Here is a 26302-nt window from a genome sequence, read left to right as displayed (position 1 = left end):
TATACATAATGGTACGTGTTCTAAATGTCCACCTAACATAATAACATTCTCGTTGAAAGATGGACAAGCGTAAATTTCGACAACAGCATTCCACAAGTTTCTAGCAGTTATCACCATTGTTGACAACTACACCATATGTTATTCGACATACTTCCATTTTTGACTAGATTAAAAATCGAAGCGCATTCGTCCAAGTCAAATAATCAATGAAAAAACTTGCTACAGCGCGCCCCATAATAATCGCCAATAACAGGCGAATAACCCTGCCCTGTGGACCTTGGGGCTGCCTAATAAACAGGTCCAGCTTCAGATGCTGCAACGCCCACCAAGAAAGAGCAATACAAATCAGCGCAATAACCATGTTCACAATACCGCTCATTCCAGCGGCCATAGATACGTCTCGCAGCGTATCCTCCATCGCCTTCCCCCCTCATGCAACCTGCCATTGCTGTTTCATGCGTAAGGAGAACCATACCACTTTTAGCATGATACTCTTCCTATTCTACATAATTACCATAGCCAGTTCAAAAATACGAACCATAATCGCAATCGATCCGCTCTGGTCATCATGGAAGTTGGAGCATCTCCTTCGTTCGATTGCAGCGTCATTTCTTCATCAGCATCAAGAGGAAATGGCTTCGCGTTCAAAGAACTCTGCTCATTCGACGACCCATCACCTACTGATGCAGTTGAGGTTGCAGTCAGTTTATCCAATTCTAAACGCAGCTTATAAGGCTGATGAGAGAAGGCCGCATCGGCTCTAACTTGAATGAAATAAGTGCCCGGCTCTAATTTCGTCCCGGTGACCAGTTTCGTTTGTCCTCGTTCGTTTCGAGCACCTATCAATTTTTCTTGCCTCTTCGTCTGTAGGCTAACATCCATTTTCCGCCCTTGCGGAATTTGGCTTACACTTAAAGACGCATTTACAGGCTCGGTAACTTTAAATTGGTACCAGTCCTCATCCTCAGTCGCATGGATAACGGCTGAATAGTCGTACTGCGGAACAATGGATAACGCCTCATACATTTTGTTGTTAGGCTCATTTGGATCTGAATACTGAGGAAGTATCTCTACCTCCATTTTATAGAGTCCGCTTGCAGGCTCAGAACGAGATGTAACTGCATTTTGAACTTTAATATCGTATCTCCCTGGATTTAGCCCTTCCAAGACAACCGTTTCTGTCTCACCTTCACGAGTCTCATCAAAAAATTGAGATTCCTTCCACTCCGTACTCTTCATTGTGATGAGTGGATCAATTCGTGCTGTTGTTGTCGTTACTTTCAGTTTTAATGTCGTCTTCGTATCAAGCTGAATGCGATACCAATCGGCATCTCGTGTATGACTGAACGTGCCTACAACTTGTTGATTACGTGCCGGTAACATATGTGCTTTGTACTGTTCATCATTTGGTTCGAACGGATCTTCATAAATAATAAAGCGAGACGATATTTTGTACGCAAAAGGCTGCCCAACAGTTGCTTGCTCTTGACGAATTCGAATGTAATGTTTGCCTTTTTTCACAGGGAGACTTACTGAGCGGCTAATTCCACTATAGTGCCTCACCTTCTGAGTTTGCTCATGCTCATGGCGAATTTCTAACGTTCCATTCCCCACAATTCGCTCCAACTTCAATTGCAACGTTCCATCATAGGGAACATCCACTCGATACCAATCGGAACGACCATTATCATCTATATACCCACTCCGGCTCGTATCAATCGGAAAAATAGTGGCTTTATTTTTAGTCGTATTATCTACTCCAGCTTCGCGCTTGATTGGCTCTTGTACAACACGTTCTGCGCGCAGCAAGCCATATCCACTAGAAGGATCCCAACCCGCATCTTCAATATCCTCAGCTGTCATCCGTAAATGATCCCTAATCTGATACGGTTTCAAATCAGGATGCTTATTCCACAACAAAGCTGCCACCCCAGCCACTTGTGGGGCAGCCATCGAGGTACCTTCCTGTTCACGAGTACCTCCACCAAGCGCTGTCGTGTACACATGCCATGGTGCTACGATATCTACTTCAGGCCCACGATTAGATCGTGCCTCTACACGGTTAAGCGGTGTTACTCCACCAACTGCAAGCACAGTAGGATACGCAGCAGGATACTTAACAGCAGCGCGTTCTTCAAGCTTCATCGCATCGTTTCCTGTCGCAGCAATTAGCAGCACACCCTTTTGCTCCGCATAATTAACGATGTCCTGCATGTACTTGGAGTATCGGTAAAGCCCTACAGACATGACAACAATTTTTGCACCGTTATCTACCGCATATAAAATACCTGCGCCGAGCTTATCTTCGTCACCATATCCACGTGAATCTAGCGCCTTTATAGGCATTACCTTTGTGTTCCAGCTTACTCCGGCAATCCCTTTGAAGTTATTTCCCACCGCAGCGATAACTCCCGCTACACTCGTACCATGTCCATTATCATCCTTCGGCAGTCCATCATGAAGTAGATTAATGCCTTTTGTCAGATTCGGCTTTAGATCAGGATGCTCCAAGTCCACACCCGTATCAATTAACGCAACGGTAAGATTGGAGCTATTCATTCCTTTATTTTCACTGTGTAAATAATTCCATGCTTGATCGACACCCGTCTGTTTCAAATAATATTGACGGTTATAATATTGATCGTTCGGCTCCGCATGCACTGCCAATGTCTGCACTTGTTGATTCGGTTCTACATATTGCACAGCGGGCGAAGCATGAAGCAATTTCATCCACTGCTTCAGTTCCACTCCCTCAGCGGGCTTCATAACCGAAATATTCATCGTTTCCTGTACACTCAACACGCTGCTGCTGCTCATAACGGTAGGGTCGGGACTGCTCCCTGACTTCCATTTCACAATCCAACCCGCTTCCTCGTTCGCATGCTTACTGCGCGAAGACGCTAACTCCACAGCTGAGGAGTTCGATGGATACCCATCATTTCCCCATCCTAGCTTCGAATTAGTTGGACCTACGCTGCTTAGAATCGTCGTTAACAGCAGTACAACCACCCATACAAGGAGCATACTTCTACTAGATCGTTCCCACATTGATTTCACTTCCCATGATGTTCTAACCGATATTCCCTATTTCAAAAATACCTACCTAATTCACATACGTAACCATTCTTCACAACATCTCTCAATCCTGTCTGCCACTGCGATTTTAGTACGATAGTCCTGCTATACAGCTTTCATCTGGCATGAATCGTTAAGAATAGGCATCATTATATCATATTGCCAAGCACCATACTCTTTCTTTCAAAATGTGGTAGTAATTTATTTTTTCTTCCAAAAATCAAATCACAGCAAAAAGCCTGAATCACATCGTAGTACGGGCTGCATCAGTTGAACGAAACCATTCATGTACCCTACTTGGGTCAGCAGATCATTCAACGAATCTTGAAAGGATGATCGAGCATCCTCTTATCGGACGTACTATCCGTGTGTTCAGGCTGCTGCTTTAGCTACTTATCATTACCACCACATAGAGCAGATTCAAACGGTAATATAGGAATTAAGAAGCTGCATAAATATCGTTCGCAAGAGATAGAAGCGTATTTACCCAAGTCATTAACTCGTTTGGAAAAATGGCCAATATAATGACGGACACCGCACTAAACGCAACCACAGCGCCCGAAGCAACAGACACGTGAATACGTGTAGAACTAACAGGTCCAACATGTCCTTTGGGTGATACTAGTTCAAAACTTTGAGCCTTGGCAGTCTGTGAGTGTGACATACTGTCAGAGTCACGCATAAACATTTGCCGAATAAAACCAAAATACACATAAAACGAAATGACACTCGTCACCATCATAATAATGGCAAGCCACAATGCATGTGTTGCAACTGCTCCCAGCAAAATGTATAGCTTTCCAAAAAATCCAGCTGTAATCGGAATACCTGCCAGAGACAGTACAAATATGGTCATCGCTACAGCGAGCCATGGCGCTTTATAGTACAATCCAGCAAAACTTTTAAGCTCCTCGTGCTCAGTTGCTCTGCATACAATTGCTAAAATCGCAAAAGCACCTATAGTCGTAAATGCATAGGCAATCAAGTAATACCAGAATGTCGAAAAGTTTGAACTATACCATGCAGCAGGTTGAAAAATATTCAAACCTAGCGGTACAAGCAAATAGCCCGCATTAGCAACACCAGATAGAGCGAGAAGGCGCTTCACCTTCACCTGTCGAAGTGCCATCGTTGTGCCTACGATCATAGATAGTGCTGCAATGGATAATAGGATAAGGGATAAATCCTCATTAATGAAAGCACCCGCAGACGAAAGGTCGCCCAACCCACCAGCAAACTGAAAGCCAAATAGAATATGGAATACAAGCCGAAATAATAAGGCAAGAACAGCACCCTTGGATACGACAGATAAAAAGGCAGCAACTGGAGTTGGGGCTCCTTCATATACATCTGGCGACCAAGCATGGAAAGGAGCTGCAGCTATTTTGAATCCGAAACCGACAAGAAGAAACAACAGGCTGAGATAGAGGAGAGGAAGAAATTGACCCGCATTTTGAGCGAGCGCCTCCGCAATTTGTCCAAGATGAGTCGTGCCTGTCATCCCATATAAGAATGACATTCCATACAAAATGAATGCGGATGCTGTACTGCCTAGCACAATGTACTTATAAGCCCCCTCTGTGGATCGACGATCCCGCTTACGTATCGCCACTAATAAGTAAGAGCTAATACTTAACAATTCTAAACCGACAAATAACGTAATCAGATCAGTGGAGGATACCAGTACGAGCCCACCAAGCACCGCTGGCAGCAGTAAATAGTAGTATTCGCCACGATGCTGAATATCAGATTCACGAATATGGCCAATACTTATCATGATTACAAGTGCAGTTCCAAGTAACAGAACAACCTTTATCAGCAGCCCGAAATCATCGATCCGATAACTGCCTCCTAATAACTCGATCACACCAACTTTATGGCCAGCAATCGCGCCTTGGTAACGATCTACTAGTGTCCAAATAACCGTTCCTAGCGATACCAGCACCGCAGTAAGAGACATTCCACCGATCCAACTGCGATTGATGCGGCGAGGAAGTAGCAAGTCAACGATAGACATGACAATAACTGCAATGACGAGCGTCAGCTCTGGTGCCATTAACAGGAGGTCGCTCCCTTGCAACGGTTGATACAGCTGTGTATTCATGCTCTTACCTCCCCGCCTGGATAATGTGGATCATACGCTCTATTCCTTGCTCAATTGGTATGGTAACAACGGCTGGCAGTACACCTATTAAAATAATGGCAAACGTTAATACAACAGCTGGCAATGCTTCAACAGCTTGTGTACCTTTAAGCTGTGCAAATCGCATATCCAATGGCCCATACGTAATGGCCAACACACCTCGCAAGACGTATACAGCACTCAAGATGATGCCAAGCCCTCCTGCAATGGCTGCCCACGGCAGTTGGCCATACAAGCCTAGCAGAGATAACAGCTCCGCCATAAATCCTGATAGTCCTGGGAGCCCTAGAGAAGCTAAGCCCGCTAGCAGCAGCAATGCACTTAAGAACGGAAGCCGATTGGCTAATCCTCCTAGCTCATCAATACGACTCGTACCTGTTCGTTCTAACAAACAGCCTACTAACAAGAAGAATAAGGCTGAAATAAAGCCATGCGATACCATTTGCAAGACAGCTCCTTGCAAGCCAATATCGTTCATTGCCGCAATCCCAAGTAAGACAAATCCCATATGACTGATGCTGGAGTAAGCCAGTAAGAGACGCAGTTCTTTTTGTACATAAGCAAGAAGGGCTCCATACACGATGTTCACAAGACCGATGATAGCCAGTACCGTTGACCAAGAAGCAAATGACTGAGGGAGTATGGCAAGGCCGAATTGAATCAGTCCATACGCCCCCATCTTCAGCAATACTCCTGAGTGAAGCATGACTACTGGTGTCGGAGCTTCCACATGGACACGCAGCATCCACGTATGAAAAGGAAAAATCGGAAGCTTAATACCAAAAGCGATAAGGAGCAAAATAAAAGCTGTAGCTCTCCAAGCTTCCGATAAATAAAAAGGATTAAAGCTGCTGGCTGGTCCAGGCAGCGTATTGACGAACGACTGTGCATCACCTAGCTGACGAATCATTTGCTCCAAATCACCGCTGTAAACGAGATGCGACGAGGCTCCTGCATCCCCATGAACAGCAAGACCTGCTGTTACAGTTAGGATAAGAAAGGCTACCAGCAGCAAGGCAGAACCTAAACCATTGTATACAAGGAAACGATTGGCCGCCTTCTCTCGCTTGGCGAACCCCCATATCCCGATCAAGAAAAACATCGGCACAAGTGTCCATTCAAAAAATAAGAAAAATAAGAACAAGTCTCGTGCCATAAACACACCTAGCATACCTACCTCTAGCAGCAAAAACCATATGTAATAGCTCTTCACGCGCTGCTTAATCGTTAAGGAAGCCCATGCAGCCATAGCTGTCACAATCGCTGTCATCACCACTAGCGGAAGTGACAACCCGCCGATACTCAAATGGTAATCGATCTCGAACGCCCAAGACTGCACATAAGGCTGTATCGCCTCGATATTTAATGGTATCGCAATCCAGTTGTATCGCTCGGTTAAGCTGCTACCTTGCCCTTCAACATTCACATAGGCATAGATGAAGAAGGCTAGCAATAAAGGCAACAGCGAGGCTGCAATACCGATACATCGCAACAGCTTCACACGATCAGAAGGCACTAAACTGAGCAGTAACACCCCAACTAGCGGTGAAAACGCAAGTAAAGTTAACCATGGAATCATCTACCACAACCCCTTTCCGAGCAGCAGCAGCAAAAGCAATAAAGCGGAGAAACCGTACAACGATAGCAAGCCATATGACTGCAATTGACCGTTTTGTATCCGTGTAAACAGCTTACCGAATTGAACCGTGCAGCTTGCCGTATACCGAACAATCCCATCGATTATATAACGATCGAAAACATCAAGTACTTTTCCCAGCACTTTGAGAGGGTAGACAGCAAACAGTTTATACAGCTCATCCACATAATATTTGCGCTCTACGAGATGATATAACGGCTTAATCACGTTGCTCCACCGATCTTCTCGAACCCCATTCGGTCCATAGATGAAATACCCGAGCCCAATCCCGCTCAATGCAACAATGGTAGAAACGATGATCACAATCACATTCGTATGGTCACTAGCCGCCACTCCAGTAATCCATGTTTCGAAACCGCTATAAAACGGCGTATAAACAAAGCCTGCCACCACAGCCAGTACAGCCAGCACAACCAAGGGAATTGTCATCACGGCTGGTGACTCGTGAATAGGAGAATCGGTACCTTCTGTATGTACACGCTTTGCTCTTGTGAACACGATAAAAAATAGCCTCGACATATAAAATGCCGTCAAAAATGCGGCTACTACGCCAATTGCAAATAACAGCTTGTTGCTTTCCCAAGCCGCACTCAGTATCGCATCCTTCGACCAAAACCCAGACAATGGCGGTACTCCGGATAAAGCCAGTGCGCCAATGGCGAAGGTCCATGCTGTTATTTTCATACTGCGACCACGCCCGTTGATTTGAAAAATATTTTGAGTATGTACCGCATGAATGACACTGCCTGCTCCCAGAAACAATAGCGCCTTGAAAAATGCATGGGTAAACAGATGAAATATACCCGCTGTAACGGCGCCCAATCCTAGTGCAAGCATCATGTAGCCCAATTGACTTACCGTAGAATAAGCCAGTATTCGCTTCATATCTCGTTGAGCAATAGCAATCGTCGCAGCAAATATCGCTGTAAATCCCCCAACTGAAGCTACGATTAACATTGCGGTTTGAGACAGCTGGAAAATATCAAAGGTTCGAGCTACCAAATAGACGCCAGCCGCCACCATCGTTGCCGCATGGATTAGCGCTGAAATGGGTGTCGGTCCTTCCATCGCATCAGGAAGCCATGTATGAAGCGGGAACTGGCCTGACTTCCCTATTGCTCCTAGAAAGATGAGAGAAGCGATCCAAGTCGCTAAGCCTGCTGATATCCCGTATTGGGACATCGTATCCACACTAGCAAACACCTGACCAATCGACTGAAAATCCAACGCATGGTTCGGCATGTGCCAGAACAAGATTAGAATAGCGATAAGCAGCCCGACATCCCCGATTCTCGTCATAATAAAAGCCTTCTTGGCCGCAGCACGCGCCGCTGGACGTTCGTACCAGAAACCGATCAAGAGAAACGAACATACGCCTACTAGCTCCCAAAATATATACAGCTGCAGCAAGTTAGGTGAAATGACCAACCCTAGCATGGAGAAGGTAAACAAGCCTATATATGCAAAAAATACAGTTTGGCGCTCATCATCTGCCATATATCCTTTAGCATAAAGATTGACGAGTGTACTAACTACTGTAACGATGACCAGCATAAGCGCATTCAAGTTAGTCAACTCATAACCGAGTTCAAAGTGAACAGCTCCGAAGCTCAACCATTCTACGTTCACTGTATACACATTTGTGCTTGCCGATAGTCTTTCTAGCAGTATAAGAATAGACAAGACACAGGCTATCAATGAGCTGCCAACACCAATAAAGGCCGCACTCCCTTTAACTACACATCTCATCAGCGTCAGCACAAGGAATGCAAGTAAAGGAGCAATGGGAACAGCCCACACATACTGCGCATAGACACTCTCCATATCGTCACCCTCCTTTCCAGTTAATTTCGCAGTTCATTAAACTCATCCACATTTGTCGTAGCTCGATTGCGATACAATGCAATCAAAATGGCAATACCAACGGCTACTTCTGCTGCAGCAATCGCAATATTAAACAACGAAAACACTTGTCCCTTTAAGCTTGGTACAACCCCATATTTTGAGAATGCAATCAAATTCAAGTTGACTGCATTCAACATCAACTCTATCGACAGCAATACAATGACAGCACTCCGCTTCGTTAACACCCCATATAGTCCAATACAAAATAAAATAGCAGCCAAAGTTAAATAAGAGGCCAGCATTGAACTCATTTACTCCGCCTCCTTTTGAGATGGAGAGCTTACTACTTCACTTTCCTCTGCATCTTCATGCTTAGCTACAACGATGGCCCCAATAAAAGCAACGGTTAGCAGCACCGACAGCAACTCAAATGGGATGACGTGTGCTGTGAAGATCTGCTTTCCTAATTCCAACGTATTGTCCTCAGCAAGTGGCCCCGTTGCAGGTGCCGTTGGAAATGAAGTGCTGCGAATAGCGAAAAATATAGCCACAAAAAGAGCTAAACACCCCACCGCAGCAAATACTCCTTTCCATTGGATACGGGGTTCCTCTTCCAACTGGTCATGCTTGGTCATCATGATGCCAAATATCATCAAAATGGAAATAGCCCCTGCATAGACAAGAATTTGGACAGTCGCTACAAATTCCGCCTCCAACAGCACATACACGCCTGCTAGACCAATAAACGTAAAGGCCAGCGATACGACCATGTGTATAATTTTGCTGAAGTTCAACATGAATACTGCACCTGATATGATGCATACAGCCAAGATGAGAAATAATATCGAATGACCATTCCACACAAAGCTAAGGTCAAACATCTTTTTTCCCACCTCCCTTCGGAAGCATTGAAATATTGTCGTAGCGAATGCGCTGATCGTTAGCATTTAGCCACTCTCTATCCTTGAACAACGTATCACGACTGTATGTAGCCAGCTCAAAGTTGTTCGTCATCATAATCGCCTCTGTGGGGCATACTTCTGTACACAAATCGCACAAAATGCATATTTCAAAATTAATATCGTACGTATCGATAACCTTTCCCTTCTTAGTAGGGTCTGGATGCGGCTTACCAGTTAGCGTGATGCAGTCCGTAGGACAAATACGCGCGCAGGCGTTACAAACGATACATTTGTCAGGATCAAAATGCTGGACTCCACGGAATCGCTCAGGCATCTGCATCGGTACATCAGGATAGGCATACGTAACTTTTTTGGATGTCATGGCTTTCAGCGTGACCGCCAATCCTTTGAATAACCCTTTCACAGACTTCCCCCCATTTCGGTGGTTCTCCTCGTGTACCCGCTTTAGCTGCGGGTTTGTAGATCTCTCTCACTTACTTTAGGAACAACTCGATGTACGCAGCTGTGACAAAAATATTGATTAACGCAAGCGGCAGCAGTACCTTCCAGCCGAAACTCATTAATTGATCGACACGGATCCGAGGCATCGTTGCCCGCAGCCAAAATAAGAAAAATACCACAAACACAAATTTCAACATGAACCAGAGTAGTCCGGGTATGAAGTCCAATATGGCGAGTGGCGGATGCCAACCACCAAGAAATAACACCGTTGTTAAGCTAGCAATCGCAAATACGTACACATACTCTGCCAGCATAAAGAAAGCAAAGCGGAACCCACTGTATTCCACATGATAACCCGCTACCAACTCCGACTCTGCTTCAGGCAAGTCGAAAGGAGTTCGATTCAGCTCGGACACGGCAGCGATCATAAACACAACGAAGCCAATCATTTGCGGCAGCAAATTCCATTCCCAAAAGTTATTGCCCTGCCCTTCTACAATCGTGTTCAAGCTTAAGCCTCCACTCAGCATAACAACGCCAACTACAGATATAACGAGAGGAATTTCATAACTTATCATTTGTGCTGCTGAACGCATACCGCCCATTAAGGAATATTTATTGTTAGAGGCCCAGCCGCCCAAAATAATACCGATTGTAGACAAGCTAGAAAGAGCTGCATAATAGAGCAACCCTACATTTAAGTCTGCAAAATACAAGGAAGGTGTGTACGGGATAACCGCTAAGACAGCAAAGGCAGGAACAAATGTGATAATAGGAGCGAGTATGAATAGGGTGCGGTCTGCCTTTTGTGGAATGGTGTCTTCTTTGATGAGGAGCTTTAACACGTCTGCTACCGATTGGAGCAATCCTAAGGGGCCGACACGAGTTGGGCCATGTCTGAACTGCATCCATCCGATGACTTTGCGTTCGAAATAAATAGCATAGGTAACGAATCCGAGTACGATAAATAGAAATACGATTGCCCAGCCAAGAAAAATAAGGCCGTTCTGCCAAGTTAACGCCTGTTGAAGCAATTCAGTCACTAGCAATCCACCTCCCCAACTACGATATCGACTCCACCAAGAATCGTAATTAGATTGGTCATCGACTGACCAACGAGCAGTTCAGGCAAAATTTGAAGATTCACAAATGAGGGCCTACGAAATTTCAAGCGGTACGGTTCTGCCTTGCCTTTTGAAACGATATAACAGCCGATTTCGCCACGAGGCGATTCAATCCGAGCATAGACCTCACCAGCAGGTGGACGAATGACGCGTGGTACTTTCCCCATAGTCTCGCCCCCAGACGGAAATTGCTCTACCGCCTGTTCCAAAATGCGCAAGCTCTGTACAATTTCTTCGATTCGAATCGTATAGCGATCATAGCAGTCACCGTTGAAGGACAGCGGCACATCAAAGTCAAAGCGCTCATAAAGGCTGTATGGCTCCTGCTTGCGCAAATCCCAGTTCACGCCTGTACAACGCAAATTAGCACCACTCAACCCGTAAGCAATCGCCGTCTGCGCATCATATTTGCCTACATCTTTAATCCGTGCAAGGAAAATTTCATTTCCGCTGACCAACTTGTCGTATTCTTTCAACCGCTTGCGCATATAAGGAATGAAGTCACGTACCTTGTCGATCCAACCAGACGGAGCATCCCATTTGACGCCTCCTACACGCATGTAATTGTAAGTGAGTCTCGCACCACACAGCTCATTGAATAAATCAATAATCACTTCACGATCACGGAACGCGTATAAAAATGGACTCATCGCCCCGATATCCAGTAAATACGTACCCCACCATACGAGATGACTGGCAACCCGCTGCAGCTCCATGACTATGAGGCGCATGAATTCTGCCCGTTCTGGAACTTCGATGTTCATCATCTTCTCCACAGCATGCACAAGCACATAATTGTTCGTCATCGCAGAGACATAATCCATCCGGTCAGTGTAAGGAATAATTTGTGTATAATTCAATTGCTCCGCCAACTTCTCAGTGCCACGGTGTAAATAGCCCATAACGGGAGTTGCTTCTCGAATGATTTCACCATCCAGCTTCAGTACAATGCGAAATACACCATGTGTACTCGGATGCTGAGGGCCAACGTTTAATAACAATTCCTCCGTGCGAATCAATGGGATTACACCTCCGAATCTGACGGATCATAATCTTTACGCAGTGGATGACCCACCCAATCATCCGGCATCATGATGCGCCTTAAATCTGGATGTCCCGGAAAATCAATCCCTAGCAAATCATACACTTCACGCTCATTCCAATTCGCTGTAGGCCACAGTGGTGTTACAGAAGGTATCCACGGTTGTTCCCTCTCTGTCTTCACATGAACCGCAATCTCCCGCCTAGTTTGCAGGCTGATTAGATGATAAACAACCTCAAGCTCATCTCCTTGATCGACGCCAGCTAAATTTCTTAAGTAGTCGCATGACCACTCCTCTTCCAGTTGAAACCACCGAGCAGTTGCAAGCCAATGCTCCTTTTTAATAGTAATCGTCGGCAGTTGTCCGTTTACTTCGTTAATAACAGCTTCATCCACCACATCTTCCGCTATATCATGCTTCAATTGTTCAACTAACTGCTCAAGTCTAGATTGAGGAGTATCTACTACATGTTCAGTTTGTTCAGCTATATTTTTGGGTGCCATGGGCTGCTTCGCATCAGATGATAATTCTTGTTCATTTTGGGATGATTGCACACTGAGTTCCTCCGGCTTATCACTCATCGGATTGTCACCCGTCTTCCTGTCTTCGCCTCGTAGCGTATTTTCTCTTGCAGCTTATTAATTCCATAAATTAAAGCGGCAGGATTCGGGGGACAGCCCGGAATATACACATCTACAGGCACAACCTGATCGACACCATTTACAACCGCATAAGACTTCACATAAGGGCCTCCAGCTGTTGCACATGAGCCCATCGCAATTACCCACTTTGGTTCAGGCATCTGATCATATAACCGGCGCAGCAGTGGCGCCATCTTTTTCGTTACTGTACCAGCTACAATCATGACATCCGATTGGCGAGGCGACGTGCGGAACATAACTCCAAAACGATCCAAATCATAATGAGAAGCTCCTGTCCCCATCATCTCAATCGCGCAGCAAGCAAGTCCGAATGTCAATGGCCACAGCGAATTGCTGCGGGCCCATGCCTTTAACTGCTCTAGCGTTCCCATAAACACGTTACGTTCAAGCTCACGACGTTCATCAGCGGATATCGAATCTAACGCGAATTCCATTTCAACACCTTCTTTTTCCAGGCATACATCAACCCAACAAGCAGCATGGCTACGAATATTAACATTTCAATCAGCGCAAATAAGCCCAAGTGATTGTAGGCGACAGCCCATGGATATAAGAAAACGGTTTCCACATCAAAAATAACGAACATCAACGCAAACAAATAATAGCGAATGTTGAATCGGACTTGTCCCGCCCCCACAGGCTCGTTCCCACTCTCATAAGTCGTCATCTTCATCGCTGTTGGCCTATTCGGCCGTAAGTACCTTCCAAGCGTAAGTGCAGCAATGGGCAGCAGTATGCCTAATGCTATAAAAATAACTACCATGACATAATTGTTGTAATAGGCCATAATCATCTCCTCCGCCTGGCAAAAAGTCGCACTCCTTATTTGCCCGTCGTTCACCCTGCATAGAGATAGCCAAACAAGCCACCTATTAAAGATGTATATGATGCTCGCCTAAAATGAGAATAAAATTTTCACTTAATAAACAGGAACAAATCGTATTTGTGTGATTAGGAGGGTTTGAACAGAATAAGAGGGAGATATATAAACTTCCGGGAATAAAAAAAAGGACCGCGGCTACCACCCGCGGTCAATGGAGGATGAGGAAACTACCTTACAACCAACCTACTGCAACGTCTGACCAAGAAGTAAGTCTTAACTGATAAGGGGGGATAATCCGTTCTCAATTTTGTCCTTGAGAATGATTATCAATCTTAACTAAACTCAGTATATGATAATCTTTCTCAATTGTCAACACATCTGAATGATCATTTTTTAATGAATATTTTAGAGATACTGCATAACCTTTTGTTCTTGTTTCACCTTTTTATATTCCGTTTTTGTTTGCATATGGTATAATTATGTAAATACTTACATTGAGGTGAGTGGTTTGTCTCTACACTACAAGGAATATGGACATAAGCACGCTCCCCTTATGGTGTTTATCCATGGCGGTGGAGCTAGTGGGTGGATGTGGAATAAACAAGTTGAGTACTTTAAGAACTTTCATTGTCTAGTTCCTGATATGCCGGAACAAGGGCAAAGCAGTGATGACCGTCCATTCACCATTAATAATAGTGCGGACCAAATCATTGAGTTAATTGAGGAAAAAGGCCAAGGGAAAACCATTGTAGCTATCGGGTTCTCTTTGGGAGCTCAAGTGTTAATAGCTATTCTCAGCAAAAGGCCTGACTTAATCCAATACGCCATGATAAATAGTGCTTTAGTAAAACCCATCTCCTACGCAAAAATATTTACAAAATCGCTAGGGATTGTTCATCCACTTACGCGTAATAAAACATTTTCCAGAATCCAAGCCAAGTCAATGTACATAGATGAACCACTCTATGAAACCTACTATGATGAAAATTCACGTATGACCAAGGATACACTAGCCAGAATACTAAGCGAAAATATGTCGTTTACGATCCCAAAAAGTTTTGAACAAGCAAATGGGAACATACTAGTCACGGTTGGTGAAAAAGAGAAGAAAATGATGAAAGACTCCATGATTAAAATTATAAATAGCAACCCTAGGTGCCAAGGTTTTGTATTTCCTAAAATGGGTCATGGTGTTTCTTTAGCAGATCCTGAGCTATTCAATCAAGTGACTGAAAAATGGATTCAACATGATATCTTGCCCCTATCGACTGAATACATACGAACGAATTGAGCTGCCTTTTACATTAATACATCTGAGTGACTGATTTACTGCCATCCTATTCTTAGGATGGTTATTTTTATTCCTCCTCTACAACATTCCATTGTTACTTTACCCGTTCAAGTGCTTGTTCCTTTTTTCACACAACGTTCACAATTGTTATTGAAAACCCTATTGAGAATCTTTTCACATGATATATACTATGGATATGCAAGTGATTGTGATTAATATCACATGATTAATCAAACAAAGTAAGTGTCCACTTTTTTTATTTCGCTTAGTTAGTGAATATTTTCACTTTCACTATACTGTTCAATCATTAAAAATAAAACTATCTCATTCCCTTTAAGGAGGAATTTTCATATGAAAGTAGCCGTTATTGGTTGTACACACGCAGGAACAGCAGCAATTGTCGAGACAGCAAAGCGTTATCCAGATGCTGAAATTACCGTATATGAACGTAATGATAATATCTCGTTCCTATCTTGCGGAATTGCCTTATACGTTGGTGGAGTTGTAAAAGATGCACAAGGACTCTTCTACTCTTCGCCAGAGAAAATGAAAGAGCTTGGTGTTAAGATGCATATGCTGCACGATGTAACTGACATTGATATTGAAAACCATACGCTGCACGTCCGTGACTTGCAGACAGATGAGCAAAGAGAAGATACATTCGACAAGCTAATCATTACAACAGGCTCGTGGCCAATCGTTCCTAAGTTTGAAGGCATTGAGCTGAACAATATTTTGCTCTGCAAAAACTATAACCATTCGAATACAATTATGGAGAAAGCGCAAGAAGCTAAAAACATTGTCGTTATCGGAGCTGGCTATATCGGTATCGAACTAGTTGAAGCTTTCGAAGAAGCTGGAAAACATGTAACACTGATAGATATGGAAGAGCGCATCATGCCGAAATATCTTGATCCTGAATTTACAGCTCCTGTAGAAGCATCGTTCCAAGAACGTGGTGTGAACCTTGCACTTGGCGAAAAAGTAGAGCGTTTCGAAGGTACAGATGGCAACGTTCAGGCAGTTGTGACAGACAAAGGCCATTACGATGCCGACCTCGTTATTTTGTGCATCGGGTTCAAACCTAATACAGAGCTGTTCCAAGGACAATTGGAGATGCTTGATAACGGCGCAATTAAGGTCGACGAGTACATGCGCACAAGCCATCCTGACGTCATGGCTGCCGGGGATTGCTGTTCCGTTCTATATAACCCAACAGGTGAACAAGTGTATATCCCACTTGCTACAAATGCAGTGCGCATGGGTACCATTGCAGCTTGCAACTTGAAAGAAAACCGTATGCGCTCGCTTGGAACGCAAGGAACATCGGGTATCAAAATTTATGAGCATCATATCGCATCGACAGGGCTGACACAAACAGCAGCTGAACAACTTGGTATGAAGATTGCAACGAGTACATTAGTTGATACGTATCGTCCAACATTCATGCCAACAGCAGAGCCATTAACGTTGAAAGTCGTCTATGAAGCAGATACACGCCGTATCTTGGGTGCACAGCTCGCTTCGACAATCGACCTAACACCAGCAATTAATACGATGTCGGTATGTATTCAAAATCATATGACCGTAGATGAGCTAGCTGTGGTTGATTTCTTCTTCCAGCCGCATTTCAATAAACCGTGGAACTACTTGAACGCTGTAGCTCTACAAACTTGGAATGACGCTCATTAATCCATTCCTGCTTACTTGTAGAGGACTGTGCAGTATCGATATTATCTTACTATCCCCCACCATGATATATAACAAAAGAGGCTGCCTATCCTAATTGGATAAGGCAGCCTCTCTATTATTATCGGTTCTCCGATACTTTAAGACGCGCAATTGCACGTTGAAGCGACAGTTCCGCACGACGGAAGTCAACATGATCCTGCTTACTGCGATCTGCCATCGATATACGCTGCTCCGCACGAGACTTAGAAGCCTTCGCACGATCCACGTCAATATTTTCAGGCAATTCTGCACTTTCTGCCAGCAAGACCACTTTATCCTTACGTACTTCCAAGAAGCCGCCATGAACAGCTACGAAATGCTCTTTGCCGTCCACTTTGATCTTCATTGGAGCGATCTGAAGTGGTGTGACCATCGGAATATGCCCAGCCAAAATGCCGAGCTCCCCTTCAACGCCTTTCACGCTGATGCTGTTCACTTCCTGTGCAAATACTTTGCGCTCGGGAGTAACAATCTCCAACATAAAGGTGTTCAAACGCGGTTCCTCCTTCCGTTCCGAACTTCGTTAGATGAAAGAATCGGACCGTATCACATCAAGCTGTTATTATAGCGATTTCGCTTTCTCAACAGCCTCTTCGATCGTACCAACATACAAGAATGCTGCTTCTGGAAGATTGTCATGCTTACCTTCCAAAATCTCTTTGAAGGAACGTACTGTTTCTTTAACAGGTACGTATTTTCCTTTGTGACCTGTGAATGGCTCTGCCACGTGGAATGGCTGGGACATGAAACGCTCGATCTTACGTGCGCGCGCAACAGTCAGCTTATCTTCCTCGGACAACTCGTCCATACCCAAGATTGCGATAATATCTTGAAGCTCTTTGTAGCGTTGAAGAATACGCTTAACGCCTTGAGCAACGTTGTAATGCTCTTCACCTAGAACTTCAGGTGTCAAAATACGAGAAGAAGATGCCAATGGGTCAACCGCAGGGAAGATACCCATCTCGGAAATACGGCGCTCCAAGTTCGTCGTTGCATCCAAGTGAGCAAACGTCGTTGCTGGAGCTGGATCCGTATAGTCATCCGCTGGAACGTAGATCGCTTGGATCGACGTAACGGAACCTTTTTTCGTAGAAGTAATACGCTCTTGCAATTGACCCATCTCTGTTGCCAATGTAGGCTGGTAACCTACCGCGGATGGCATACGTCCTAGCAATGCAGATACCTCAGAACCTGCTTGCGTGAAGCGGAAGATGTTGTCGATGAAGAGCAATACGTCTTTACCTTCTTGATCACGGAAATATTCCGCCATCGTCAAACCTGTCAAAGCAACACGCAGACGAGCTCCAGGAGGTTCGTTCATCTGACCGAATACCATCGCTGTCTTCGCGATAACGCCGGATTCACTCATCTCGTGATACAAGTCGTTACCTTCACGTGTACGCTCACCAACACCTGCGAATACGGAGATACCGCCGTGCTCTTGCGCGATGTTGTTGATAAGTTCTTGGATCGTTACCGTCTTACCTACACCCGCACCACCGAAGAGGCCGATTTTACCGCCCTTCGCGTATGGAGCAAGCAAGTCGATAACTTTAATTCCTGTTTCAAGAATTTCTGCTTGAGTGGACAACTCATCGAACGTAGGTGCTTCTCTGTGAATTGGGTTAACCAAGTCACGGTTTACTTCACCAGCGTTATCGATTGGTTCACCCAATACGTTAAATACACGACCCAATGTTACATTACCAACTGGTACTGTAATTGGTGCTCCGAGGTCTACTGCTTCGATACCACGAACCAAGCCGTCTGTAGAAGACATCGCAACGCAGCGAACTACGTTATCGCCCAAGTGGACGGATGCTTCCAACGTCAGATTGATATCAGGTACGCCAGGAGCTGTCGATTTTTGTTCGATCTTGATCGCGTTCAAAATTTCCGGAAGTTGACCACGTTCGAATTCAATGTCAATAACCGGACCTGTAACGCTTAACACGCGTCCTTTGTTCATCTCGTTCCCTCCTACTGAAAAACTGCCTTATCCATTAAGCCTGAGCGCTCGCTCCTGCTACGATTTCGGAAATTTCTTGCGTAATGGCCGCTTGGCGCGCACGGTTGTATGTCAGTGTCAAAGAAGAAATCATCTTCGTTGCGTTCTTCGTCGCACTGCCCATCGCCGTCATTTGCGCACCGAACTCACTCGCTTTCGCGTCGAGTACTGCGCTATAGATAAGCGTTTCTGCGTACTTCGGCAGCAAGTGAGCCAACACCGTATCCGCATCTGGCTCATACTCGTAGGTTGCCGTAGCTTGCACCGCTTTAGCACCGCTTGCAGCGTTATCTTCTAGCGGAAGCAAACGCTTTTCAACCGGAGTTTGCGTAATCGCATTGATGAACTCGTTGTAGAACAGATTCAATTCATCGTATTGACCTTCTTCAAAATATTGAACCGCTTTGTAGGCGATTGTTTTGATGTCGGCAAACGTTGGTGAATCTGGTACTTCCGTAACATCCTCTACGATTGGCAATCCTCTACGGCGGAAATAGTCACGGCCTTTGCGTCCAATAACGAACAACGCGTACTCATCTGTCGAACGATGGCGCTCTGCGATCGTATCCATCAGCTTACGAATGACGTTGGCGTTATAACCGCCTTTCAATCCGCGATCTGATGTAATGATGAGATACCCCGTCTTCTTGATAGGACGCTTTACTAGCATTGGATGCTGAGCACTTTGCGTACCTGCCGCGATACTGTTTACAACTTCTTTAAGCTTATCTGCATAAGGACGAGCTGCTTGCGCAGCTTCCTGTGCACGACGAAGCTTAGCTGCTGCAACCATCTCCATCGCTTTCGTGATTTGCTTCGTGCTCTGAACGCTCTTAATTTGGCGCTTTATTTCGAGCATACCTTTAGCCACTTACGTTTCACCTGCCTTATCAGCCCTGCCCGAGGCAGAGCTTGCTTCTTCGCTTGAACGTGGTGAACCGGGACGCGGCAATGCGCACCCGGTTACCCTTTATATTTCATTAAGCCGAAACGGCAAAGCTTTTCTTGAACTTTGTCACTGCTTCAACGATCTGATCTTCAGTCTCTTTGGAGAGATCTTTTGTGTCACGGATCGAATCAAGAATCGCTTGAGCGTTAGACTCAACGTGAGCCAAGAACTCTTGCTCGAAGCGACGGATATCAGACAATGGAATCTCGTCAAGATGACCACGAGTAGCGATGTAAAGACTCACTACTTGCTTCTCAACCGCAAGCGGTTGGTTAACACCTTGCTTCAAAATTTCCATCAAACGGTCACCACGGTTAAGACGGGACAAAGTGGATTTATCCAAGTCGGAGCCGAACTGGGAGAATGCTTTTAACTCACGGTATTGTGCGAGGTCAAGCTTCAACGTACCAGCTACCTTCTTCATCGCCTTAATTTGTGCAGCACCACCTACACGGGATACAGAGATACCAACGTTAGTCGCTGGACGCTGACCCGAGTAGAACAAGTCTGACTCTAGGAAGATCTGTCCGTCTGTAATAGAGATAACGTTGGTCGGAATGTACGCAGATACGTCATTCGCTTGCGTCTCAATGAACGGCAATGCCGTCAAGGAACCGCCGCCATTCTCGTCGCTCAGCTTAGCTGCGCGCTCTAGCAAACGGGAGTGCAAGTAGAATACGTCACCCGGATATGCCTCACGGCCCGGAGGACGACGTAGAAGCAACGAAAGCTCACGGTATGCAGCCGCTTGCTTGGACAAGTCATCATAAACAACGAGAACGTGCTCGCCTTTGTACATGAAGTACTCACCCATCGCGCAACCAGAGTAAGGCGCCAAGAAGAGAAGCGGAGCCGGCTCAGATGCGGATGCCGTTACTACGATCGTGTAGTCCAAAGCACCGTGACGACGAAGCGTCTCAACTACTTGAGCTACAGTGGATTGTTTTTGGCCGATAGCAACGTAAATACATTTTACGCCGTTACCTTTTTGGTTAATGATTGTATCGATTGCAACTGTCGTTTTACCTGTTTGACGGTCACCGATGATCAACTCACGCTGACCACGACCGATAGGAACGAGCGCATCGATAGATTTAAGTCCAGTTTGCATAGGCTCATGTACCGATTTACGGTCGATAACACCTGGTGCTGGGGACTCAACTGCGCGGAACTCTGTCGTTGCGATTGGTCCTTTGCCATCTACTGGCTGACCAAGCGGATTCACGACGCGGCCAAGCAATGCTTCGCCGACTGGAACTTCCATGATACGTCCTGTACGTTTAACTTGGTCACCTTCGCGAATGTCTTTGTAAGGACCAAGAATAACGATACCAACGTTGTTCTCTTCCAAGTTCAGGGCCATACCCATGACGCCGTTTGAGAATTCGAGCAACTCACCGGACATACATTGTTCTAGGCCGTGAACACGGGCAATACCGTCACCGACTTGAATAACGGTACCGACCTCTGCCACTTCGATTTGAGACTGGTACTTCTCAATTTGACTTTTAATCAGCGTGCTGATCTCTTCAGGTCTGATGCTCACTCGCTTCACCCCATTCTTCCGTGCTTTATCTATTACCGTGCAATTGCATTCAATTGTTGTTGTACGCGTGCCAATTGACCGGACAAGCTACCATCATAGAGACGGTCGCCGATACGGACTTGGATACCGCCGATCAATGTAGGATCGACGACGTTATGCACACGAATCGTCTTGCTTTCTTTCTTGCCGAACACAGCAGCTATCTGCTGTTGTTCTTCTTCACTAAGGGCAACTGCTGAACGAACCTCAGCATTTGCTACTCCGAGCGCTTGGCCTGCAATGCGGACATAATAGTCCAACAAATCGCCAAGCAGCAAGATGCGACCGCGTTCCACGAGCATTTGCAGCGTGTTCAACACGATCTCGGAAGCATTTCCTGCGAAAGCCGCTTTCAATACATCCACTTTTTCCGAACTGTTAATGTTTGGCGTTGTCAGAAGCAGTTCCAACTGATGGTTGTTACGTACTGCCTCTACGACCGAGCGCAATTGCTGCTCCGTCTCAACAACGGATTGACGTTCGTTCGCCAATTCGAACAGCGCCTTGGCATAACGTTTAGCAACTACGGATTCTCGGCTCATTGTTTGCCTCCTACCTCATTCAGGTACTCGTCAACCAATTGAGCTTGGTCCTTCTCATCCACTTGCTTCTTCAACAATTTGGAAGCGATTGCGACAGACAAGCTGCCAACTTCTTGACGAAGCTCATCAACTGCTTTGTTCTTCTCATTCTCGATGTCGCGTGCTGCTTCATCTTTGAGACGAACCGTTTCTTGCTTCGCTTTGTCAATGATCTCGTCAGCTTGACGAACAGATGTCTGCTTCGCTTGCTCAATAATATCGTACGCTTCTTTGCGAGCTGTAGAGAGAGCTTCTTTCTGCTCTTCCACATACGCTTGAGCTTGTGTACGGCTAGTTGCTGCATCATCCATTTGCTGTTTAACCAACAGACGACGCTTTTCCATTACTTCTAGCAATGGCTTAAACGCATATTTCTGGAGTAGCACATATAGAATAAGGAAACCCAGAATTGCAAACACGAAATTCTCCCAAATAAACGCCACTACAGTCACTCCTTTCCGGTAACCTCACTTACAGGTCCTTACAAAACGAAGGCGCGGATGGCATCGGCCTTCCCCGCCAAACCGTCTGACTATGAATTAAGCTCCGAAGAAAATCAAGAAAGCGATAAGAGTAGCTGCAAGAGGGATAACCTCGACTACACCGACACCGATGAACATAGTCGTTTGCAATTGACCACGTGCTTCTGGTTGACGAGCGATAGACTCAACTGTGCGGGATACGATCATACCGTTACCAATACCTGCGCCCAATGCGCCCAAACCTACTGCTAATGCTGCTGCCAAAAATTCCATTTGTTACATCCTCCTTAGAACTGGTTAATAGTTTTGAAATCAAAATTTAGTAGAACATTCCTTACCTTCGTCATTCTCGAGGTGAGTCATAACTTCTAGTTCATTAATGTTCCTCATGAATCGAAGCTTGAGCGATGTATACCATCGTCAGCATCGTGAAGATAAATGCTTGCAATCCACCGACGAACAAGCTAAATCCTTGCCATGCCGCGATAAACGGCAGTCCGAAGAAACTCGCCTTAATAAGCGTCGATAGAATTACTTCCCCTGCAAAGATATTCGCAAACAAACGAATACCAAGCGCTACTGGCTTCGCCAAGTTCTCCACGATATTAAGTGGGAGGAAGACTGGGAATGGCTCAATGTAGTGCTTCAGATAATGCTTGCGGTTGTGCTTCAATCCTAGATAGTTCACCAGGATGAAAATCACGGTTGCAAGTCCCATAGTTACCGCGATATCTGCCGTTGGAGATTTCCACCAGAGCAATTGAATATGCTCGCCCTCACCCAGTGCGTCAAACGCAGCTTGGTTCGTAGCCAGGATCTCGAAACCAAATATCGATGTTGGTCCATGAGGTTCTGTAATAATTGCAAATGGCAATCCTAATATGTTGGAAACGAAGATAAATAGCATCAGGGTCATACATAACGATATGTATCCCAAACCTTTCTTCAAATCCATGGTACTGCCGATAATGCCTTGCACGAATTCGACAAGCCACTCCATGAAATTCTGCATACGAGTAGGATTGTCAACCGACAAGTTTCGGACAGCCAAGCGTGCTAGGACAAACACGATGAGACCGGAAATGAGGAGCATACCTATGGTCGATAGGTCAAAGTTTATCCCCCAAATCTGAATTATTGGAGCAAAATGCATGTAATGTGTTCACCCCTTTCCATAGCTTTATTTATTTTTAGATGCTACTGAAATAGCGACAACCAAGATTATGAGCTGCGAAAAAAACAACCCGATAATTGTCGACATAAGGGATATCTGTTCAAACTTCACTGCGATCATAACAACCAGCAGCGAGATGCACATTCTTGTGAGCAGGCCGAAATTAACTCGTCCTTTCTCTTGATTGGCCGCCATTTCCGACAGGCGCATAACCTTCATGGCTAAATTGCGCACTGTAAGCAAACCTGCGACCAAGCCTAGTGCTAAACCGGCCATTAACGGCCGATGTTCGGGTAAGAACGCCCATGCGAACAGCGCTGCTGACATCAGTAGAAACACTGTTCTAGTAGCTGCGTTCACTATGGAAGATAGTTCACTCATTTTGTTCCCCCATGAACTTTGTCACATAGAAGATGATATGAATCACCCCGGCCACGAATCCGATAATGACACCAAGGCCAATCCAGATTCTAGGGCCCTCCCATTCTTGCTTCAGCCAGCTCCCTATCAAGTATCCAACAAGAATATACAAAATAAGGGTAACGCCTGCGCCGCCGATAGCAAGGGCTGTACGCCATGTGCTCTCGTTATGATTACTAGGTTTCATAGGCTATAATTCCCATTCATTTTACTTAAAACTATAAGAACTTGTCAACGAATGTTAGCCAGATTTTGCCACGTCTTGTAGATAGATGTCCAAACTGTACGGCTTGTACGACTTTCGCACAAAACCGTACAGTACTACTGTATGCTGAACCGTTTTTAAAGAGAAGAGCCTATCGCACTAAATTGTGAACTTTGTGTGAAAAGCTTCAGGTCTTTCTTCGTTTATACCGAAACTGTGAAGAATTGCACTGACAATTCTCGCAGAAGCCTTGCCATCTCCATATGGATTCGCAGCTTGGCTCATGCGCTCATAAGTAGCGGAATCTTCAAGCAACGCCTTCGTACGCGCATAAACCTGTTCTTCCTCGGTACCAACTAATTCTAATGTGCCAGCTTCGATTCCTTCTGGACGCTCTGTCGTATCACGCAGCACAAGTACAGGAACACCAAATGATGGCGCTTCTTCCTGCATACCTCCGGAATCTGTCAGAATTAGATGCGTATGCGGATAAATGTTGTGGAAATCTACCACATCTAACGGCTCAATGAGCTTAATACGTGGATGATCACCCAACATTTCATGTGCTGGCTCACGTACAGCCGGACTTGGATGTACCGGATACACGATAGCAATATCTTCAAACTCATCAGCAATTCGGCGTACAGCACGGAAAATATTACGATGTGGCTCACCTTGTGATTCGCGGCGATGTGCAGTCATGAGAACAAGACGCTTACCCTTCGCCCACTCTAGCACTTCATGCTCATAATCATCCCGTACTGTATATTGAAACACATCTGTTGCCGTGTTGCCTGTGACATAAATCGATGATTCTGATTTGTTTTCTTTACGCAGGTTGCCAGCAGACCAATCTGTCGGGGCAAAATGCAAGTCAGCCATAACGCCTGTCAACTGACGATTCATCTCCTCTGGATAAGGAGACATTTTATTCCAAGTACGCAATCCAGCTTCAACATGACCAATCTTGATCTGCTGCATGAACGATGCGTAGCTTGCCAAGAATGTCGTTAACGTATCTCCATGAACAAGCACGATATCCGGCTTTGCTTCACGAAGTACAGGTTCAAGCCCTTGAAGAACTCGAATCGAAATGTCATTCAAAGACTGCTGTTTCTGCATAATATCTAGATCGTAATCTGGTGTAATCTTGAATACTTCAAGCACCTGATCAAGCATTTGACGATGCTGGGCGGTTACACACACAATAGACTCAATATGCTCTGGGTGCTTTTGCAGTTCCAAAATCAATGGAGCCATCTTAATTGCTTCCGGTCGAACACCGAAGACCGTCATGACTTTGATTTTACTCATAGGTCAATCCTCCGATATATCATCATAAATGTAAGCGGCACCCTATTCGGCATGCCGCTTTGTCTAATGTATTACTTTGTGCCAAACAAGCGATCGCCTGCATCACCAAGGCCAGGTACAATGTAGCCATGATCATCAAGTCTTTCATCAAGTGCAGCCAAATAGATATCTACATCAGGATGCGCTTCTTGAACAGCTTGTACACCTTCTGGAGCCGCGATTAAGCACATAAGCTTAATTTGTGTGCAGTCACGCTTTTTCAAAGAGTCGATAGCTGCAATGGCAGAACCACCTGTTGCCAGCATCGGATCGATAACGATCAATTGACGCTCTTGTACATCTGTAGGTAGCTTTGTGTAATACTCAACAGGCTGCATCGTTTCCGGATCGCGGAATAGGCCTACGTGACCTATTTTCGCACCTGGAATTAGCTTAACAACACCTTCTACCATGCCAAGGCCAGCACGCAGAATCGGAATCAAGCCAAGCATTCTTCCTGCTACAATTTTTGCTTCTGTTTTCGCCACTGGCGTCTCAACAGTTGTAGTTTGCAGCGGCAGATTACGCGTAATCTCATATGCCATCAATGTTGCCACTTCATCAACTAATTCACGGAAATCTTTTGTCGATGTTTTTTTGTCACGAATCAATGTTACTTTGTGCTGAATTAATGGATGATCACAAATGACCAGTTTGCTCATATAAATAATTCCCTCCGCAATTTACTCTCATCGTTGAATGCAAACAGCAACACTCGTCCGTCTTCAAACAGCCTTTATTATAACATTTTTACCTATTGACTGCACGTCAATGAGCTTCCCATTTC

General features: G+C 45.2%; 27 protein-coding genes. 2 read left to right on the top strand and 25 right to left on the bottom strand.

Translation table 11 applies throughout. The features are described 5' to 3' along the window. Window positions 1-163: 163 nt before the first annotated feature. The 13 genes from IFO66_RS07845 to IFO66_RS07785 all read right to left on the bottom strand — a co-directional run bounded on the left by IFO66_RS07845 (window position 164) and on the right by IFO66_RS07785 (window position 13700). A complete protein-coding gene (locus IFO66_RS07845) occupies window positions 164-418 on the bottom strand; it encodes a DUF1146 family protein (RefSeq protein ID WP_192024587.1) in 255 nt (84 codons plus the stop codon). A 92-nt stretch (window positions 419-510) separates the two neighbouring features. Beyond that, window positions 511-3048 carry a S8 family peptidase gene (locus IFO66_RS07840; protein ID WP_192024586.1) on the bottom strand — a complete coding sequence of 846 codons (2538 nt, stop codon included), beginning with the start codon at window positions 3046-3048 and terminating at the stop codon, window positions 511-513. Between the two features lie 466 nt (window positions 3049-3514). Next, window positions 3515-5179, bottom strand: a complete 1665-nt coding sequence (locus tag IFO66_RS07835; protein ID WP_192024585.1) for an NADH-quinone oxidoreductase subunit N — start codon at window positions 5177-5179, stop codon at window positions 3515-3517. Between the two features lie 4 nt (window positions 5180-5183). Beyond that, entirely contained in the window at window positions 5184-6797 is a 1614-nt protein-coding gene (locus IFO66_RS07830; RefSeq protein ID WP_192024584.1) for a complex I subunit 4 family protein, read from the bottom strand. Beyond that, window positions 6798-8699 carry an NADH-quinone oxidoreductase subunit L gene (gene nuoL, locus IFO66_RS07825; protein WP_192024583.1) on the bottom strand — a complete coding sequence of 634 codons (1902 nt, stop codon included), beginning with the start codon at window positions 8697-8699 and terminating at the stop codon, window positions 6798-6800. 20 nt (window positions 8700-8719) lie between these two features. Next, a complete protein-coding gene (gene nuoK / locus IFO66_RS07820; RefSeq protein WP_192024582.1) occupies window positions 8720-9031 on the bottom strand; it encodes an NADH-quinone oxidoreductase subunit NuoK in 312 nt (103 codons plus the stop codon). Then, window positions 9032-9601 carry an NADH-quinone oxidoreductase subunit J gene (locus IFO66_RS07815; RefSeq protein WP_192024581.1) on the bottom strand — a complete coding sequence of 190 codons (570 nt, stop codon included), beginning with the start codon at window positions 9599-9601 and terminating at the stop codon, window positions 9032-9034. Then, a complete protein-coding gene (nuoI, locus tag IFO66_RS07810) occupies window positions 9594-10046 on the bottom strand; it encodes an NADH-quinone oxidoreductase subunit NuoI (protein WP_192024580.1) in 453 nt (150 codons plus the stop codon). Before nuoI ends, IFO66_RS07815 begins: the two co-directional genes overlap by 8 nt. Before the next feature lie 70 nt (window positions 10047-10116). Next, entirely contained in the window at window positions 10117-11127 is a 1011-nt protein-coding gene (gene nuoH, locus IFO66_RS07805; protein ID WP_192024579.1) for an NADH-quinone oxidoreductase subunit NuoH, read from the bottom strand. Beyond that, window positions 11127-12227, bottom strand: coding sequence for an NADH-quinone oxidoreductase subunit D (locus IFO66_RS07800; RefSeq protein WP_192024578.1), 1101 nt, complete (start codon window positions 12225-12227; stop codon window positions 11127-11129). The genes nuoH and IFO66_RS07800 overlap by 1 nt, the downstream gene beginning before the upstream one ends. Before the next feature lie 5 nt (window positions 12228-12232). Next, window positions 12233-12832 (bottom strand): NADH-quinone oxidoreductase subunit C, encoded by a 600-nt coding sequence (locus IFO66_RS07795; protein ID WP_273015143.1) that lies wholly within the window; start codon window positions 12830-12832, stop codon window positions 12233-12235. After that, window positions 12829-13347 (bottom strand): NuoB/complex I 20 kDa subunit family protein, encoded by a 519-nt coding sequence (locus IFO66_RS07790; RefSeq protein ID WP_192024577.1) that lies wholly within the window; start codon window positions 13345-13347, stop codon window positions 12829-12831. Before IFO66_RS07790 ends, IFO66_RS07795 begins: the two co-directional genes overlap by 4 nt. After that, on the bottom strand, window positions 13332-13700 hold the full coding sequence (locus tag IFO66_RS07785) for an NADH-quinone oxidoreductase subunit A (RefSeq protein ID WP_273015141.1): 369 nt from the start codon (window positions 13698-13700) through the stop codon (window positions 13332-13334). The genes IFO66_RS07790 and IFO66_RS07785 overlap by 16 nt, the downstream gene beginning before the upstream one ends. A gap of 589 nt (window positions 13701-14289) precedes the next feature. Here IFO66_RS07785 and IFO66_RS07780 point away from each other — a divergent pair. Beyond that, window positions 14290-15027 carry an alpha/beta fold hydrolase gene (locus tag IFO66_RS07780; RefSeq protein ID WP_420488656.1) on the top strand — a complete coding sequence of 246 codons (738 nt, stop codon included), beginning with the start codon at window positions 14290-14292 and terminating at the stop codon, window positions 15025-15027. Between the two features lie 351 nt (window positions 15028-15378). Continuing rightward, a complete protein-coding gene (locus IFO66_RS07775; RefSeq protein WP_192024574.1) occupies window positions 15379-16719 on the top strand; it encodes an FAD-dependent oxidoreductase in 1341 nt (446 codons plus the stop codon). A 118-nt stretch (window positions 16720-16837) separates the two neighbouring features. Here the strand turns inward: IFO66_RS07775 and IFO66_RS07770 are convergent, their stop codons facing one another. The 12 genes from IFO66_RS07770 to upp form a co-directional block, all read right to left on the bottom strand. Continuing rightward, window positions 16838-17251 carry a F0F1 ATP synthase subunit epsilon gene (locus tag IFO66_RS07770; protein WP_028593837.1) on the bottom strand — a complete coding sequence of 138 codons (414 nt, stop codon included), beginning with the start codon at window positions 17249-17251 and terminating at the stop codon, window positions 16838-16840. A gap of 69 nt (window positions 17252-17320) precedes the next feature. Next, complete coding sequence (atpD, locus tag IFO66_RS07765; RefSeq protein ID WP_192024573.1) at window positions 17321-18727, bottom strand: F0F1 ATP synthase subunit beta; 1407 nt, start codon at window positions 18725-18727, stop codon at window positions 17321-17323. 34 nt (window positions 18728-18761) lie between these two features. After that, window positions 18762-19637 carry an ATP synthase F1 subunit gamma gene (atpG, locus tag IFO66_RS07760; protein ID WP_337912659.1) on the bottom strand — a complete coding sequence of 292 codons (876 nt, stop codon included), beginning with the start codon at window positions 19635-19637 and terminating at the stop codon, window positions 18762-18764. Between the two features lie 109 nt (window positions 19638-19746). Continuing rightward, a complete protein-coding gene (gene atpA / locus IFO66_RS07755; RefSeq protein ID WP_028593840.1) occupies window positions 19747-21261 on the bottom strand; it encodes a F0F1 ATP synthase subunit alpha in 1515 nt (504 codons plus the stop codon). A 32-nt stretch (window positions 21262-21293) separates the two neighbouring features. Further along, the gene (locus IFO66_RS07750; protein WP_192024572.1) at window positions 21294-21842 is read right to left on the bottom strand and encodes a F0F1 ATP synthase subunit delta; all 549 of its coding nucleotides are present in this window, start codon (window positions 21840-21842) and stop codon (window positions 21294-21296) included. Further along, the gene (gene atpF, locus IFO66_RS07745; protein WP_144992060.1) at window positions 21839-22324 is read right to left on the bottom strand and encodes a F0F1 ATP synthase subunit B; all 486 of its coding nucleotides are present in this window, start codon (window positions 22322-22324) and stop codon (window positions 21839-21841) included. The genes IFO66_RS07750 and atpF overlap by 4 nt, the downstream gene beginning before the upstream one ends. Before the next feature lie 96 nt (window positions 22325-22420). Continuing rightward, window positions 22421-22636 carry a F0F1 ATP synthase subunit C gene (gene atpE / locus IFO66_RS07740; RefSeq protein ID WP_028593843.1) on the bottom strand — a complete coding sequence of 72 codons (216 nt, stop codon included), beginning with the start codon at window positions 22634-22636 and terminating at the stop codon, window positions 22421-22423. Window positions 22637-22739: 103 nt separating this feature from the next. Then, window positions 22740-23516, bottom strand: a complete 777-nt coding sequence (gene atpB, locus IFO66_RS07735) for a F0F1 ATP synthase subunit A (protein ID WP_192024571.1) — start codon at window positions 23514-23516, stop codon at window positions 22740-22742. A 27-nt stretch (window positions 23517-23543) separates the two neighbouring features. Next, entirely contained in the window at window positions 23544-23918 is a 375-nt protein-coding gene (locus tag IFO66_RS07730; RefSeq protein WP_192024570.1) for an ATP synthase subunit I, read from the bottom strand. Further along, complete coding sequence (locus IFO66_RS07725; protein ID WP_192024569.1) at window positions 23911-24144, bottom strand: AtpZ/AtpI family protein; 234 nt, start codon at window positions 24142-24144, stop codon at window positions 23911-23913. Before IFO66_RS07725 ends, IFO66_RS07730 begins: the two co-directional genes overlap by 8 nt. Window positions 24145-24321: 177 nt before the next feature. Continuing rightward, complete coding sequence (wecB, locus tag IFO66_RS07720; RefSeq protein WP_192024568.1) at window positions 24322-25476, bottom strand: non-hydrolyzing UDP-N-acetylglucosamine 2-epimerase; 1155 nt, start codon at window positions 25474-25476, stop codon at window positions 24322-24324. Between the two features lie 71 nt (window positions 25477-25547). Next, window positions 25548-26177 carry a uracil phosphoribosyltransferase gene (gene upp, locus IFO66_RS07715; RefSeq protein ID WP_028593848.1) on the bottom strand — a complete coding sequence of 210 codons (630 nt, stop codon included), beginning with the start codon at window positions 26175-26177 and terminating at the stop codon, window positions 25548-25550. Window positions 26178-26302 lie beyond the last annotated feature (125 nt).

The sequence above is a fragment of the Paenibacillus arenosi genome (assembly GCF_014841135.1).
Lineage (GTDB): Bacteria > Bacillota > Bacilli > Paenibacillales > Paenibacillaceae > Paenibacillus_B > Paenibacillus_B arenosi.
The sequence above is the reverse complement of the archived record's forward strand: the minus strand, read 5'-3'. Positions and strand labels throughout refer to the sequence as shown.